The sequence below is a fragment of the Actinomadura rifamycini DSM 43936 genome (genome assembly GCF_000425065.1).
GTDB lineage: Bacteria > Actinomycetota > Actinomycetes > Streptosporangiales > Streptosporangiaceae > Spirillospora > Spirillospora rifamycini.
On the sequence record NZ_AULB01000010.1, the window covers coordinates 32,146 to 45,916 of the forward strand.

Consider the following 13,771-nt stretch of genomic DNA (forward strand, 5'->3'; position numbering starts at 1 on the left):
CGGGCGGGACGTCCGCGGGGGCCGTCAGTCCAGTGCGCTCTCGGCGAAGATCCGGAGCGCCTCGGGGTCCCGGACGGTGATGCGGCGGCGGGCCGTCCGGACGTGGCCCGCGCCGCGGAGGACGGCGAGCGCCCGCGCGACCGTCTCGCGGGAGGCGTCGATGCAGCCGCCCAGCTCGCCCTGGGAGAGCGGCGGGGCGATCTCGATCCCGCCGCCCGCCGCGGGCGGCGCGTGCCGGGCGGACAGGTCGGCGAGGTCGGCCAGCAGCAGCGCCAGCCGCCGGGCGCCCTGTGCGGACACCGTCGCCTGCAGGCGCCGGTCGGCGTCGTCCAGGCGCCGCACGAACGTCCCGCTGACCAGCAGCCACATCCCGGGATGGGCGTCCAGGAACGCGGTGAAGCGGGCCGCCGGGACGATCAGCGCCCGCACCGCGCCGAGCGCCGTCACGGCGGCCGACCGCTGCCGGCCGCCCAGCACCGCGCTCTCGCACACCAGGTCGCCCGGCCCGCGCACGGCCAGGACGATCTCCCGGCCGTCCTCCGTCGCCGACGCGACCTTCGCCCAGCCCCGCTCGATCACGATGATGTGGTCGGAGTCCTCGCCCTGGTAGCACAGCGGGGTCCGGGGCGGGTAGGAGCGGGGGCGGCCCGCCCGGCGCAGCGCCGCCCGCTGCGCCCCGTCGAGGTCCGCCCAGAAGCCGTGCCCCGCGCTCCGCGCGGCACGGGCCGTCGCCGGGCTCACCGCGGGGCCCCCGCCGCGTCCCGGCCGCGCCCCGGAGGCGCGGCCGGGACGATGCGTGAACCGGCACCCGCGGCGATGGGGGGAGTGGGGCGATGAGGCCCAAAGCCCCGGGTGCCGGTCCGTCCATGCCGCCGTCGCGGCCGGCCGGGGGTCACGACCGGCCTCGCGGCGCTGTGCGTGCTGCATGCATGTGCCAAGGAAAGCCCCTTACCGTTCACGATGCTGCATCCGCGGGCACGGCCGGTCTGCGTCATCTGACACTTTCGGTGCAACTTGTAACCGGGATTGCGCCGGCGGTGCCGCGCGGCCGTGCGGGGAGGCGTGCGGAGGCGGTCCCGCCGGGGGGCGTGCGGGGGAGGCGGTCAGCGCGCCAGGGCGTTCAGCAGCCGGTTCACCGGGCTCGAGAGGTTCCACCGGTCCGCCAGCTCCACCAGCGCCTCCGGGTCCCGCGCGCCCGCGGGAAGGCGGTCGTCCAGCGCGGCCAGCTCCGGCGCCTCGATGTCGGTGACGACGCGGACCACGGTCTCGGCCGACGCGAGGTAGTCGCGGGCGGCGTCGATCCGCTTGCGCGCCCCCGCCGGGAAGCCCTCGTCGCCCCCGTCGAGCGCCGCGAGGATGCCCGCGACCGAGCCGAACCGGGTGACCAGCGCCGCCGCCGTCTTGTCGCCGACCCCCGGGACGCCCGGCAGCCCGTCGCTGGGGTCGCCGCGCAGCGTCGCGTAGTCGGCGTAGCCGCGGCCCGGGATGCCGTACTTCTCCGCGACCTCCTTCTCGCCCATCACCTGCAGGTTCCGGACGCCCCGCGCGGTGTACAGCACGGAGACCGGCCCGCGGTCGTCGACGAGCTGGAACAGGTCGCGGTCGCCGGTCACGATGTCGACGGGCCCGTCGGCGGCGCCGCGCACCGCGAGCGTGCCGATGACGTCGTCGGCCTCGAACCCGGGCACGCCCGTGCGGGCCAGCCCGAAGGCGTCCAGCACGGCGTCGATGATCGGCAGTTGCGCGGACAGCGGGTCGGGCGTCTGGTCGCCGCCGTCCTCGGCGACGCGGTGCGCCTTGTAGGACGGCAGCGCCGCCACCCGGAACGCGGGCCGCCAGTCGGCGTCCATGCAGCAGACGAGCCGGTCGGGGGAGCGGTCCTGGACGAGCCGCGCGATCATGTCGACGAGCCCGCGCACCGCGTTCACCGGCGTCCCGTCCGGGGCCGTGACCGACTCGGGCACCCCGAAGAAGGCGCGGAAGTACAGCGACGGCGTGTCCAGCAGCATCAGCCCGCTCATGCGCACATCCTTCCACGCGGGTGCGACGCTCCGCGTCCGCTCACGTCACCCGCGCGGCGAGCAGGCAGATGTCGTCGTCGGGGTTGGCGGCGCCCAGCGACCGCAGGACGTGGTCGACGACGGCGTCCGGCGGCGCGGCGTGCCGTTCCGCGGCGGCCGCGCACAGCATCGCCGGCCCGTCCGCGGGGTCCCGGCCGCGCCGCGCGACGAGGCCGTCGGTGTAGAGCAGCAGCAGATCGTCGCGGCGCAACCGGATCTCGGCGTCGGCGGGGCGGGGCGCGCCCGCGACACCGAGCAGCACGCCGCCGGGCGCGTCCAGCGGGCGGGCGCGGCGGCCGCGCAGCAGGACCGGCGGCGGGTGCCCGGCCCGCGCCCAGGTGAGCAGCCGCGCGCCGGGGCGGTACCGGGCGGCGACGGCGCTCGCCGTGCGCGGATCCGGGGCGCCGGAGGAGGTGCCGCCCGGGCCCGCCAGGGTCTCGTTGAGCAGGCCGAGCAGGGCGCCCGGGGACGCGCCGGTGCGGGCGAGGCCGCCGAGGGCGCCGCGCAGCCGGGCCATCTCGGCGGCGGCCGCCGGGCCGTGGCCCGCCACGTCCCCGACGGCGAGCAGCACCTCGTCCGGGGCCAGCGCCGCCGCCTCGTACCAGTCGCCGCCGACCCGGGTCTCGTCGCGCGCCGGCAGGTACCGGACGGCGACGCGCAGGCCGGGCAGGTCGCGGACGCCGCGGGGCAGCGGCAGCACCGCGCGCTGCAGTTCGACGGCGACGCGGCGCTCCCCGGCGGCCCGGCGGCGCCGCCGGTCGGCGGCGGCGGCCTCCCCGGCGGCGAGCGCGGCGGCCCTCGCGGCCCGGAGCCGTTCGGCGCGCTCCCCGGCCCGCGTCTCGGCCCGCGTCTCGGCCCGTGCGTCCGGTCTCGCGTCGGCCCGGCCCGCCGCCCGCCCGGCGGCGCGGCCGGTCTCCCTCGCGGGCACCCGGTCAGCCGCCGTGCCGGCGGGGAGGCCCGGGGCGGCGCCGCCCGCCGGTTCTTGCGATGCTGGGGGCGTATCCGAGGCGGATCATCCTGTGTCGGAGCACATGCAGAATGTAACAGGACCAGGTCACAGGGGAGGAGGAAGCGGCGATCGCGCATCGCCGGAGGCGCACCGCGAGGCGGGCGGCCCGGCGGCCGCGCACGCCGCTGCCCGCGAAGATGGAGACGGATGTGACGACGGAGTTGTATCCGCGCGAGCGGCTCGGCCGCGTCCGGGAGGCGACGGCGAAGGCGGGACTGGGGGCGGTGCTGCTGACCCCGGGGCCCGACCTGCGCTACGTCACCGGCTACGACGCGCTGCCGCTCGAACGGCTCACGTGCCTGGTGGTGCCCGCGTCCGGCGACGCGTTCATGATGGTCCCGCGGCTGGAGCTGCCCGCCGCGCGGGAGTCGCCCGCCGGCGGCCTCGGGATCGAGTTCGTGCCGTGGGACGAGACCGACGACCCGTTCGCGCTCGCCGCGGCCCGGCTGCCCCGGGACCTCGCGCGGGTCGGGGTCGCCGACCGGATGTGGGCGGTCATGGCGCTGCGGTTCCGGGCCGCGCTGCCGGGCGCCGAGCAGGTCGCGGCGGGGTCGGTGCTGCGGGAGCTGCGCATGCGCAAGAGCGCGGCCGAGGTGGCGGCGCTGCGCGAGGCGGGCGCCGCGATCGACCGGGTGCACCGCCGGGTGCCGGAGTTCCTGCGGCCGGGTCGCACCGAGCGGGAGGTGGGCCGCGACATCGCGGACGCCATCATCGCCGAGGGGCACGAGCGGGTCGACTTCGTGATCGTCGGGTCGGGCCCGAACGGCGCCAACCCGCACGCAGAGCTGTCGGACCGGGAGATCCGGCCGGGCGAGCCGGTCGTGGTCGACATCGGCGGGACGATGCCGTCCGGCTACTGCTCCGACTCCACCCGCAACTACTGCGTGGGGGAGCCGCCCGCCGAGTACCGCGCCTACTACGCGGTGCTGGAGGAGGCGCAGCGCGCGTCGTGCGCGGCCGTCCGGCCGGGGGCGACGCCGGAGGCGGTGGACGCGGCGGGCCGGGACGTCATCGCGGCGGCGGGCCACGGCGAGCACTTCTTCCACCGGACCGGGCACGGCATCGGCCTGGAGTCGCACGAGGAGCCGTACATCGTCGCGGGCAACACCGAGCCGCTCGAGCCCGGGATGGCGTTCTCCATCGAGCCCGGCATCTACCCGGGGCCGCACGGCGCCCGCATCGAGGACATCGTCGTGTGCACCGAGGACGGCCACGAGCCGATGAACGTGACCGGGCGCGGACTCGTGATCGTCGGCTGACCCTCTGATCAGGCGGTTCGGGTAAGACCCGGTTTCCGATCGGGAACCACGGAAGGGCGGGGCGTTTTCGTCCCGCCCTTTCCGCATTTCGGACGGCCCCGAATGCGGCGGCGGAGAGGCCCGTCAACGGCCGGGATCGCGACGATAACGATCTCTGCACCAAATGCGTTCCCCGGCACACCGCGTATTGCGGTGGGGGCGTTCCGCCATGTACCACCTTGTTGCAAGTTACGCCGGGGTAGAGACCGTTTCTCCCGCCGGCGCGGACAGGGCTTCCACCTGCCCGGACGCGCCCGGGGGAACCCGTGCCGGAAGAAGAGGAGACGCCGTGGCAGAGGTCGACCTGACCAGCGTCGGGAAGGTCTATCCCGACGGCACGCGGGCCGTGACCGACCTGAACCTCCACATCGCCGACGGGGAGTTCCTCGTCCTGGTCGGCCCCTCCGGCTGCGGCAAGACGACCGCGCTGCGGATGGTCGCCGGCCTCGAGGACATCTCCGAGGGCGAGGTGACCATCGGCGGCCGCGTCGTGAACCGGGTGCCCGCCCGCGACCGCGACGTCGCGATGGTGTTCCAGAGCTACGCCCTGTACCCGCACCTGTCGGTCCGCGACAACATCGGGTTCGGCCTGTCGCTGCGCAAGCTGCCGAAGGCCGAGATCCGCGAGAAGGTCGACCGGGCCGCCGAGATCCTCGGGCTCACCGAGCACCTGGGCCGCAAGCCCCGCAACCTGTCGGGCGGCCAGCGGCAGCGCGTCGCGATGGGCCGCGCGATCGTCCGCGAGCCGCAGGCGTTCCTGATGGACGAGCCGCTGTCGAACCTCGACGCGAAGCTGCGCGTGCAGATGCGCGCCGAGATCGCCCGCCTGCAGCGGGACCTCGGCGTCACCACGGTCTACGTCACGCACGACCAGACCGAGGCGATGACGCTCGGCGACCGGGTCGCGGTCATGAAGAAGGGCGAGCTGCAGCAGGTCGCGCCGCCCCAGGAGCTCTACGACCGGCCCGCGAACCTCTTCGTCGCCGGCTTCATCGGATCGCCGGCCATGAACCTGCTCAAGGGCGCCCTCACCGGGGACGCGGAGAACCCGCGCCTGGAGATCGGCGCCCGCACGCTGACGCTGCCGCCCGCGGTGCTGACCGAGCGCCCGGCCCTGGCGTCCTACCTGGGGCGCGACGTCGTCGTCGGCATCCGCCCCGAGGACATGGAGGACGCCGAACTCGCCGAGGCCCCCGAGGGGACCCGGCTGGAGGCCGCCGCCGATCTGGTGGAGGCGATGGGTTCGGACGTGCTCGTCCACTTCGCGGTCGAGGCGGCGCCGGTCGTCACCGAGGACACCAAGGAGCTCGCCCGCGACGCGGGGGCCGACATGCCGGGCGGCGCGCGCGAGGAGCGCACCGACGTCGTCGCCCGGTTCAGCCCCCGCACCCGCGTGAAGGCGGGCGACCCGGTGACGATCCGCGTCGACACCGGGCGCCTGCACTTCTTCGATATCGAGTCCGGCGCGTCGATCTGGGGAGCAGACGACACGGCCGGTCCGCTCAGGAAGGATGAGGGATGAGGGTCTCATGGTTCGGCCGCCGGGCGTTCGGCGCGGCGGTCGCGGCGGGGATGCTGGTGTCGTCCGCCGCGGCGTGCGGCGGGGACGACGGCGGCGGTGAGGGCGACGGCGGCGGAGACGGCCCGCTGAAGGGCGTCACGGTCGAGGTCGCGGCGAAGTGGACCGGCCCGGAGGAGGAGAACTTCCGCAAGGTCCTCGACGCGTTCGAGAAGCAGAGCGGCGCGACCGTCAACTACGCCTCCACCGGCGAGAACACCGACGCGTTCCTCGGCCCGCGGCTGTCGGCCGGCAACCCGCCGGACGTGGCGATCCTGCCGCAGCCGGGGCTGATGCAGCAGTACGCCGAGGACGGCAAGCTCAAGCCGCTCGGCGCCGACGTCGTCGGGGAGGTCGAGAAGAACTTCGAGCCGTACTGGAAGGAGCTCGGCTCCAGCGACGGCAAGACCTACGGCGTGATGATCAAGGCCGCCTACAAGTCGATCATCTGGTACTCGCCGGAGGCGTTCTCCACCGCGGGCGTCCAGCCCCCGAAGACGTTCGACGAGCTGGCCCAGGCGTCCACGACGCTGCTGAACTCCGGCACCACCCCGTTCACGCTGGCCGCCGGGCCGCAGGACTCCTGGACGCTCACCGACTGGTTCGAGAACGTCTACCTGTCGCAGGCCGGGCCGGAGAACTACGACAAGCTCGCCGAGCACGAGCTCAAGTGGACCGACAAGACCGTCGCCGACGCGCTGGAGACCCTCGCGAAGATCTGGGGCAAGCCCGACTTCCTCAACGGCGGCGTCGCCACCGCCACCAAGACCAAGTTCGACGAGTCGGTCACGCAGGTCTTCGGCGAGCAGAAGGGCGCCATGGTGTACGGCGGCGACTTCGCCGCCGCCAACATCGGCACCACCGAGGCCAAGGTCGGCACGGACGCCAAGGTGTTCCCGTTCCCGCAGGCCGGGGACACGGCGCCGGCCATCCTCGGCGGCGACGTCGCCGTCGCGCTGACCGACGACAAGGGCACCCAGGAGCTGATGAAGTTCCTCGCCTCGCCCGAGGCGGGCAAGACCTGGGCCGGGCTCGGCGGCTACCTCACCCCGAACAAGAACGTGCCGCCGGACGCCTACTCCGACCCGATCGCCAAGCAGCTCATCCAGCAGCTCCAGGCCGCCGGGGACGCCGCCCGCTACGACATGTCCGACCTGACGCCCGCCGCGTTCGGCGCGACCCCAGGCGACGGCATGTGGGAGGCGCTGCGCCAGTTCGTGCAGAACCCGACCGACGTCGAGGGGACGCAGAAGAGGCTGGAGTCCGCGGCCGCCGAGGCGTACGGCAAGTAAGGGACCCCCGATGAAGGCTCCGAAAGACGGGACGCCGCCGGCCGTGACGGCCGGCGGCGCCGCCGCCGTGGACGGCGGTGCCGGCGCGGCGGGCACGGGTGCGGGCACCGCACCGCCCCGCCGCGGGGGACGCGAGCGCCTGACGCCGCCGTCGTGGCTGGCGCTGCTGTTCCTGCTGCCGGCGCTGCTGCTGCTCGGCTTCCTCGTGGTGTACCCGATCGTCTACTCGGTGATCCGCAGTTTCTTCGACGCCGCGGGAGACTTCGCCGGCTTCGACAACTACGCCGGGGTCTTCCAGGGGCACGACAACCTCGTCGCGGTCCGCAACACCGCGATCTGGGTGGTGGTGGCGCCGACGATCGTCACCATCGTCGGCCTGGTGTTCGCCGTCCTCACCGAGCGGATCCGGTGGGCGACGGCGTTCAAGCTCGTGGTGTTCATGCCGATGGCGATCTCGTTCCTCGCCTCCGGCGTGATCTTCCGGCTGGTGTACCAGCAGGACCCCGACAAGGGCATCGCCAACGCCGCGATGGTCGCGGTGCACGACATGGTCAGCACCGACCGCACCTACCCGGGCGCCGGTCCCCGCACCGCCGGGGACCAGCCGGTGCGCGAGGACGGCGGCGCCGTCGTCGCCGCGCGGCCGGTGACGGCGGGGCAGACCGCGGTCCTGCCGCTGGTGAAGGTCAAGCCGGAGTACCTGCCGGACACGGCCGAGCCCGCGGCGGCGCCGCCGTCGGCGGGCTCCGGTGAGATCACCGGCACGGTGTGGTTCGACTTCACCCGGGGCGGCGGCGGCACGCTCAACCAGCCGAACCAGGGCGAGAGCGGGCTGCCGGGCGTCCGGGTCGAGGCGGTCCGCGGCGGCGAGGTGGTGGCGACCGCGACCACCCGCCCGGACGGGACGTTCACGCTGGAGGACGTCGGGTCCGGGCAGGTCACGGTCCGGTTGCCGCAGGACAACTTCACCGAGGCGTACCGCGGCGCCGAATGGCTCGGAAGCACCCTGATCACGCCCGCGATCATCGGGGCGTACCTGTGGGTGTGGGCCGGGTTCGCGATGGTGCTGATCGCGGCGGGGCTCGCGGCCATCCCGCGGGACGCGCTCGAGGCGGCCCGGGTGGACGGCGCGACCGAGTGGCAGGTGTTCCGGCGGGTGACGATCCCGCTGCTGGCGCCCGTCCTGATGGTCGTGATGGTGACGCTGGTCATCAACGTCCTGAAGGTCTTCGACCTCGTCTACATCATCGGCGGCGGAGATCCGAACGCCAGCGTGCTGGCGCTGGAGATGTGGACCGAGTCGTTCGGCGGCGGCAACGACCAGGGGGCCGGCAGCGCGATCGCGGTGCTGCTGTTCCTGCTGGTGCTGCCCGCCATGCTGTTCAACATCCGGCGAATGCGGCAGGAGCGGAAATGAGCACCGCGGACGGCACGGAACGGTCCGCTTCGGACGGGACTCCTCCGGAGGAGACGGCCGCGGAGCAGACGGCCGCGGACGAGACGGCCGCGGCCGCGGAGGCGGGCGGGCAGGAGACGGGCGAGCAGGTCGCGGTGCGGACGGCCGCCGCGAAGGCGGCGCCGGCGGGCGGCGGCGCGTCGGGCGCCCCGCGCCGGGGCGTCGCGTCCCGCATCGTCGGCAAGCTCGGCGGCGGGGCGGCGCAGGCGCTGCTCGTGCTCATCGCGATCTTCTGGCTGGTGCCGACGCTCGGGCTGCTCGTGGCGTCGCTGCGCTCGACCGAGGACAACAGCGCGGACGGCTGGTGGAACGTGTTCACCGAACCGTCCCAGTTGACGTTCGACGCCTACTCCTCGCTGCTCGGGCGGGACGACTTCGTCGACTCGTTCTGGAACACGATGCTGATCACCGTCCCGGCCACCGTGCTGGTCGTGGTGATCGCCGCGCTCGCCGGGTACGCGTTCGCGTGGATGGAGTTCCCGGGCCGCGACTGGCTGTTCCTGCTGGTGGTGGCGCTGCTGGTGGTGCCGGTGCAGGTCGCGCTGATCCCGGTGGCGAAGCTGTACGGCGCCATCGAGTTCGGCGGGTTCCAGATGTTCGGCTCGATCACCGGCGTGGTGCTGTTCCACGTGGCGTTCGGGCTGCCGTTCGCCATCTTCCTGCTGCGCAACTTCTTCGCGGCGATCCCGCGGGACCTGCTCGAGGCCGCGCGGATGGACGGCGGCTCGGAGTGGACGATCTTCCGGCGGGTGATCTTCCCGCTGGGCGGTCCGGCGATCGCCTCGCTCGGCATCTTCCAGTTCCTGTGGGTGTGGAACGACCTGCTGGTGGCGCTGGTGTTCGCCGACACGGAGGCGCAGCCGATGACGAAGTGGCTGCAGTCGCAGATGCGGCAGTTCACCGGCAACATCGACATCCTGGCGCCGGGCGCGTTCCTGTCGCTGATCGTCCCGCTGGCGGTGTTCTTCGCGTTCCAGCGGTACTTCGTGCAGGGAGTGCTGGCCGGCTCGGTGAAGTGAGCACGGACGGACGGACGGCGATGCCCGCGACCCCTCCGGGGGCCGCGGGCATCGTCCGTCCCGGCGGGATCCTCAGTCGTCGGCCTTGGTGACGGACGGGCCGCCCGGCTTGCGGTCGGGGTGGCCGATGGCCAGGCCGCTGGCGGGGTCGAAGAAGTGCAGGCGGCCGGTGTCGACGGCCAGGTCGACGTGCTGGCCGGGCCGGACCTGCGAGCGCGAGTTGACGCGGGCCGTCCACAGCGCCTTGTTCTCGGCGAGCGGGATCGCCATGTCCTCCTCGCCCTCGGTCTCGTCGCGGGCGAGGTCGGCGGTGTCCTTGTGCTCGACCGGCGGGGCGTCGATGGTGAAGATGACGTTGATCTCGCTGCCCAGCTCCTCGGTGACGCTGCTGCGCACCGACATCGGCGCCCACTCGGGCTTGGCGTGGGCGGCGTCCTCGAAGTCCGACGGGCGGATGCCGAGGATGACCTGCTTGCCGAGGTAGTCGCGCAGGCCGGGCTTGGCGTCCAGCGTCGCGTCCGGGACGGGCAGGGTGTAGCCGGCGAACGAGACGCTCGCGCCGCCGTCGCCGCGGGCGAGGTCGGCGGTGACGAAGTTCATGGCGGGCGACCCGATGAACCCGGCGACGAACAGGTTGACGGGGTTCTCGAACAGCCGCTGCGGGGTGTCGACCTGCTGCAGGACGCCCTCGCGCAGCACGCACACGCGGGTGCCGAGCGTCATCGCCTCGATCTGGTCGTGGGTGACGTAGACGGTGGTGACGCCGAGCCGCTCGTGGAGCTGGCTGAGCGACGCCCGCATCGACACGCGCAGCTTGGCGTCGAGGTTGGACAGCGGCTCGTCCATCAGGAACGCCTGCGGCTGCCGGACGATCGCGCGGCCCATCGCGACGCGCTGCCGCTGGCCGCCCGACAGCGCGGCCGGCTTGCGGGACAGGAACTGCTCGAGGCCGAGCATCTTGGCGGCCTCCTGCACCTTCTGCTTGATCTCCGCCTTGGGGGTGCCGCGCAGCTTCAGGCCGAACGCGAGGTTCTGCTCGACGGTCATGTGCGGGTAGAGGGCGTAGTTCTGGAAGACCATCGCGATGTCGCGGTCCTTGGGGGCGAGGTCGTTGACGACCTGGTCGCCGATGGAGATCTTCCCGCCGCTGATCTCCTCCAGCCCGGCGATCATCCGCAGCGCGGTGGACTTGCCGCAGCCGGACGGGCCGACCAGCACCATGAACTCGCCGTCGCCGATCTCCAGGTTCAGGCCGTCCACGGCCTTGACGCCGCCGGAGTACACCTTGTCGACCTGGTCCAGCGTGATCTTCGCCATCGGATTCCTCGCGCTCCTTGTGGAAACGTTTCCTCATCACCCTGTCGAACAGGGCTTTTGCTGCGTTGTGTGGAGTAAACATCATGGAACCGTTTCCAGGGGAGAGTCCGTTATGAGAAGATGATCGAAAACCTCCCGGGGGAAGGACGGCGATGGCGGACCGGCGATCGGCGACCATCAAGGACGTGGCGGCCGCGGCGGGCGTCGGCATCGCCACGGTGTCGCGCGTGTTCTCCGGGACCGGCGCGGTCGCCGACGCCACCCGCGAGCGGGTGCTGGCCGCCGCCCGCGAGCTGGACTACCGGCCGAGCGCCCTCGGCCGCGGCCTGAAACTGCGGCGCTCCGGGGGGATCGGGCTGATCGTCCCGGACGTGACCGACCCGTTCTGCGCCGAGCTGGTCGCGGGCGTGCTGGCGTGCGCGCGGACGCTCGGCGGGCACGTCGTCGTGGACGCCGCGCACGGCGACGCCGAGCGCGAGGCCGAGATCGTCGACCGGTTCGTCGAGCAGCGCGTCGACGGGATCATCGCGCGCCCGGCGGGGGAGACCGCCGACTGGCGCGCCGCCGCCCGGGTGTGCTCGAGCGTCGTGTTCGCCGACCGGGTGCTGCCGGGCCTCGCCGAGATCCCCACCGTGCTCGCCGACGACGCGGGCGGCGTCCGGTCCCTCGCGGAGTACCTCGTCGGGCTGGGGCACCGGCGGATCGCGTTCCTCGGCGCCGCGGCGCCCGGCGGCGAGCCGGGCGTGCGGGAGCGGGCGTTCCGCGACACCCTCGCCCGCCTCGGCGTCCCCGCCGAGGAGGACCTGGTCGTGGCGGCTCGCCCCGCCCGCGACGCCGCCTACGCGGCCGCCGCCGGGCTGCTGCAGCGCCGCGACGACGTCACCGCCGTCGTCGCGGCCGAGCACCTCCTCGGCGAGGCCGCCGTGCTGGTCGCGCGCGAACTGGACCTGCGGGTGCCCGCGGACGTGTCGATCGCGATGGTGGACGACGTCCCGTGGGCGGAGCTGTGCGACCCGCCGCTGACCGCCGTCGCCCGGCCCGGCCGCGACATCGGGTACCGGGCGTGCGAGCTGCTGCTGCGCGAGCCCGCGCGGCGCGGGCGCGGCGGGCCGGTCCTGCTGCCGACCGAGCTCGTCGTCCGCGGGTCCTGCGGGGCGCTGCGCTCGGGACGCCGGTGATCCGCCCGGAATGTCGGACGATTCCGCGGGATGGCGCCGATCTGTGATCTGCGGCGGCTCGCGGGGGCCCGCGGGCGCGCTAGATTCCCCTCGTGGAGGAGATCGATCGCCAGATCCTGGGGCTGCTGGCCGACGACGGGCGGATGAGCTTCACCGACCTGGCCAAGGAGACGGGCCTGTCGGTGTCGGCCGTGCACCAGCGCGTGCGGCGGCTGCAGAAACGCGGGATCGTCCAGGGGTTCACCGCGCGGCTCGACCACGCGCGGATCGGGCTGCCGCTGACCGCGTTCGTGTCGATCAAGCCGATCGATCCGGCGGCGCCCGACGACGCGCCCGACCGGCTGGCGCACCTCACCGCGATCGAGGCGTGCCACTCGGTGGCCGGGGACGAGAGCTACATCCTCAAGGTGCGCGTCGGGTCGCCGAACGAGCTGGAGGACCTGCTGCAGCGGATCCGCGCGGCGGCGAACGTCGCCACCCGGACCACCGTCGTGCTCAGCACCCCGTGGGAGGGCCGTCCGCCGCGGCCCGACGGGGCGGCGGACGGCCCCGAACTCTGAGCGGCGCTCCGAGGGGGGTCCGGGCGGGGGCGGCCCCGGTGCGGGTCAGCGCGGGGCGAGCGCCTCGAGCGCCTCGCGGGCGATGTACATCGAGTCCCACGGGTCGGCGTCGGGGCCGGTGAGCCGCGGGTCGAAGTTCAGGTCGAGGAACAGCTCGGTGACGCCCTGCTCGGCGAGCGCGTCGAAGTCGCCGACGATCTGGTCGTAGGTGCCGGTCAGCGGCCGCCGGTCGGCGCCGGTGCCGATGTCGGAGGCGTCGTCGCCCTCCTCGCGGATCCGCACCGCGCCGCGGCAGACGAACCGCAGCGCGGCGGCGTCCCGGCCGGCCTTCTCGGCCGCCTCGCGGACGATGTCGATCGAGCGTCCGATGTCGGCGAGCTCCGCGCGGCTCGAGCTGACCCAGCCGGCGGCGAGCCGCCCGGCGCGGCGCAGCGCCGGCTCGGACGCGCCGCCCAGCAGGACCGGCGGCTCGGGGCGCTGCAGCGGCCGCGGGTCCATGGTGACCGGCGGGATGTCGTAGAACTCGCCGCGGAACTCGCTGACCTCCCCGGCCTCGCCCGTCCAGAAGGCGCGCAGCGCCGCGAGGAACTCCTCGGCGCGGGCGCCGCGGCGCTCCATGGACGCGCCGACGGCGGCGAACTCCTCGGGCATCCAGCCGAGCCCCAGCCCGAGGTCCAGGCGGCCGCCCGTGACGTGGTCCAGCGTGATCGCCTGCTTGGCGAGCAGGGCGGGGGAGAAGAACGGCAGGTTCACCACGGCGACGCCGAGCCGCACCCGCGCGGTGTACCCGGCGAGGTAGGCCAGCGTGATGAGGGGGTCGGGGACGTTGCGGTAGGTCTGGTCCGCGGAGCCGGCCGGGTTGACCACGCGCTGCAGCGTCCACAGGGAGTCGTAGCCGAGTTCCTCGGCCCGCTGCGCGATCAGCACCTGGTTGGCCGGGGTCGACCACGCCCCCGCCACCGGTACGGCGAACCCGATCTGCACGGCTGTCCTCCTCCTCGTCGCGCCCGGCCCCGACCGACCG

The 13,771-nt window shown here is 74.2% G+C and carries 12 protein-coding genes; 7 read left to right on the plus strand and 5 right to left on the minus strand.

The window, feature by feature from the left end; translation table 11 throughout:
• Positions 1-24 precede the first annotated feature (24 nt).
• The 3 genes from H505_RS0108770 to H505_RS47425 all read right to left on the minus strand — a co-directional run bounded on the left by H505_RS0108770 (position 25) and on the right by H505_RS47425 (position 2,988).
• Complete coding sequence (locus H505_RS0108770; RefSeq protein WP_026401688.1) at positions 25-741, minus strand: Crp/Fnr family transcriptional regulator; 717 nt, start codon at positions 739-741, stop codon at positions 25-27.
• Positions 742-1,103: 362 nt separating this feature from the next.
• Complete coding sequence (locus H505_RS0108775; RefSeq protein ID WP_026401689.1) at positions 1,104-2,021, minus strand: 5'-3' exonuclease; 918 nt, start codon at positions 2,019-2,021, stop codon at positions 1,104-1,106.
• Between the two features lie 40 nt (positions 2,022-2,061).
• A complete protein-coding gene (locus H505_RS47425) occupies positions 2,062-2,988 on the minus strand; it encodes a PP2C family protein-serine/threonine phosphatase (RefSeq protein WP_051300452.1) in 927 nt (308 codons plus the stop codon).
• A gap of 230 nt (positions 2,989-3,218) precedes the next feature.
• Here H505_RS47425 and H505_RS0108785 point away from each other — a divergent pair, with 230 nt between their 5' ends.
• The 5 genes from H505_RS0108785 to H505_RS0108805 all read left to right on the plus strand — a co-directional run bounded on the left by H505_RS0108785 (position 3,219) and on the right by H505_RS0108805 (position 9,692).
• A complete protein-coding gene (locus tag H505_RS0108785) occupies positions 3,219-4,328 on the plus strand; it encodes a M24 family metallopeptidase (RefSeq protein ID WP_245592467.1) in 1,110 nt (369 codons plus the stop codon).
• A 328-nt stretch (positions 4,329-4,656) separates the two neighbouring features.
• A complete protein-coding gene (locus tag H505_RS0108790) occupies positions 4,657-5,889 on the plus strand; it encodes an ABC transporter ATP-binding protein (protein WP_026401691.1) in 1,233 nt (410 codons plus the stop codon).
• Positions 5,886-7,217, plus strand: coding sequence for an ABC transporter substrate-binding protein (locus tag H505_RS0108795; protein WP_026401692.1), 1,332 nt, complete (start codon positions 5,886-5,888; stop codon positions 7,215-7,217). Before H505_RS0108790 ends, H505_RS0108795 begins: the two co-directional genes overlap by 4 nt.
• A 10-nt stretch (positions 7,218-7,227) precedes the next feature.
• On the plus strand, positions 7,228-8,634 hold the full coding sequence (locus tag H505_RS0108800) for a carbohydrate ABC transporter permease (protein ID WP_084550020.1): 1,407 nt from the start codon (positions 7,228-7,230) through the stop codon (positions 8,632-8,634).
• Complete coding sequence (locus H505_RS0108805; protein ID WP_245592468.1) at positions 8,631-9,692, plus strand: carbohydrate ABC transporter permease; 1,062 nt, start codon at positions 8,631-8,633, stop codon at positions 9,690-9,692. Before H505_RS0108800 ends, H505_RS0108805 begins: the two co-directional genes overlap by 4 nt.
• Positions 9,693-9,764: 72 nt before the next feature.
• Here H505_RS0108805 and H505_RS40665 read toward each other — a convergent pair whose 3' ends face one another.
• A complete protein-coding gene (locus H505_RS40665) occupies positions 9,765-11,009 on the minus strand; it encodes an ABC transporter ATP-binding protein (RefSeq protein ID WP_051300453.1) in 1,245 nt (414 codons plus the stop codon).
• A 152-nt stretch (positions 11,010-11,161) separates the two neighbouring features.
• Here H505_RS40665 and H505_RS0108815 point away from each other — a divergent pair, with 152 nt between their 5' ends.
• Together H505_RS0108815 and H505_RS40670 are read left to right on the plus strand one after the other, a co-directional pair.
• Entirely contained in the window at positions 11,162-12,187 is a 1,026-nt protein-coding gene (locus H505_RS0108815; RefSeq protein WP_026401695.1) for a LacI family DNA-binding transcriptional regulator, read from the plus strand.
• Positions 12,188-12,279: 92 nt separating this feature from the next.
• Positions 12,280-12,747 carry an Lrp/AsnC family transcriptional regulator gene (locus H505_RS40670; protein WP_084550022.1) on the plus strand — a complete coding sequence of 156 codons (468 nt, stop codon included), beginning with the start codon at positions 12,280-12,282 and terminating at the stop codon, positions 12,745-12,747.
• A gap of 45 nt (positions 12,748-12,792) precedes the next feature.
• Here H505_RS40670 and H505_RS0108825 read toward each other — a convergent pair whose 3' ends face one another.
• A complete protein-coding gene (locus H505_RS0108825; protein WP_026401696.1) occupies positions 12,793-13,731 on the minus strand; it encodes a TIGR03619 family F420-dependent LLM class oxidoreductase in 939 nt (312 codons plus the stop codon).
• Between the last annotated feature and the right edge of the window lie 40 nt (positions 13,732-13,771).

Bases quoted from the DNA above. Each gene is read 5' to 3' on its own strand.
- H505_RS40665 (WP_051300453.1), bottom strand. From the start codon at position 11,009: ATGGCGAAGATCACGCTGGACCAGGTCGACAAGGTGTACTCCGGCGGC.
- H505_RS0108775 (WP_026401689.1), bottom strand. From the start codon at position 2,021: ATGAGCGGGCTGATGCTGCTGGACACGCCGTCGCTGTACTTCCGCGCC.
- H505_RS0108800 (WP_084550020.1), top strand. From the start codon at position 7,228: ATGAAGGCTCCGAAAGACGGGACGCCGCCGGCCGTGACGGCCGGCGGC.
- H505_RS0108795 (WP_026401692.1), top strand. From the start codon at position 5,886: ATGAGGGTCTCATGGTTCGGCCGCCGGGCGTTCGGCGCGGCGGTCGCG.
- H505_RS0108815 (WP_026401695.1), top strand. From the start codon at position 11,162: ATGGCGGACCGGCGATCGGCGACCATCAAGGACGTGGCGGCCGCGGCG.
- H505_RS0108805 (WP_245592468.1), top strand. From the start codon at position 8,631: ATGAGCACCGCGGACGGCACGGAACGGTCCGCTTCGGACGGGACTCCT.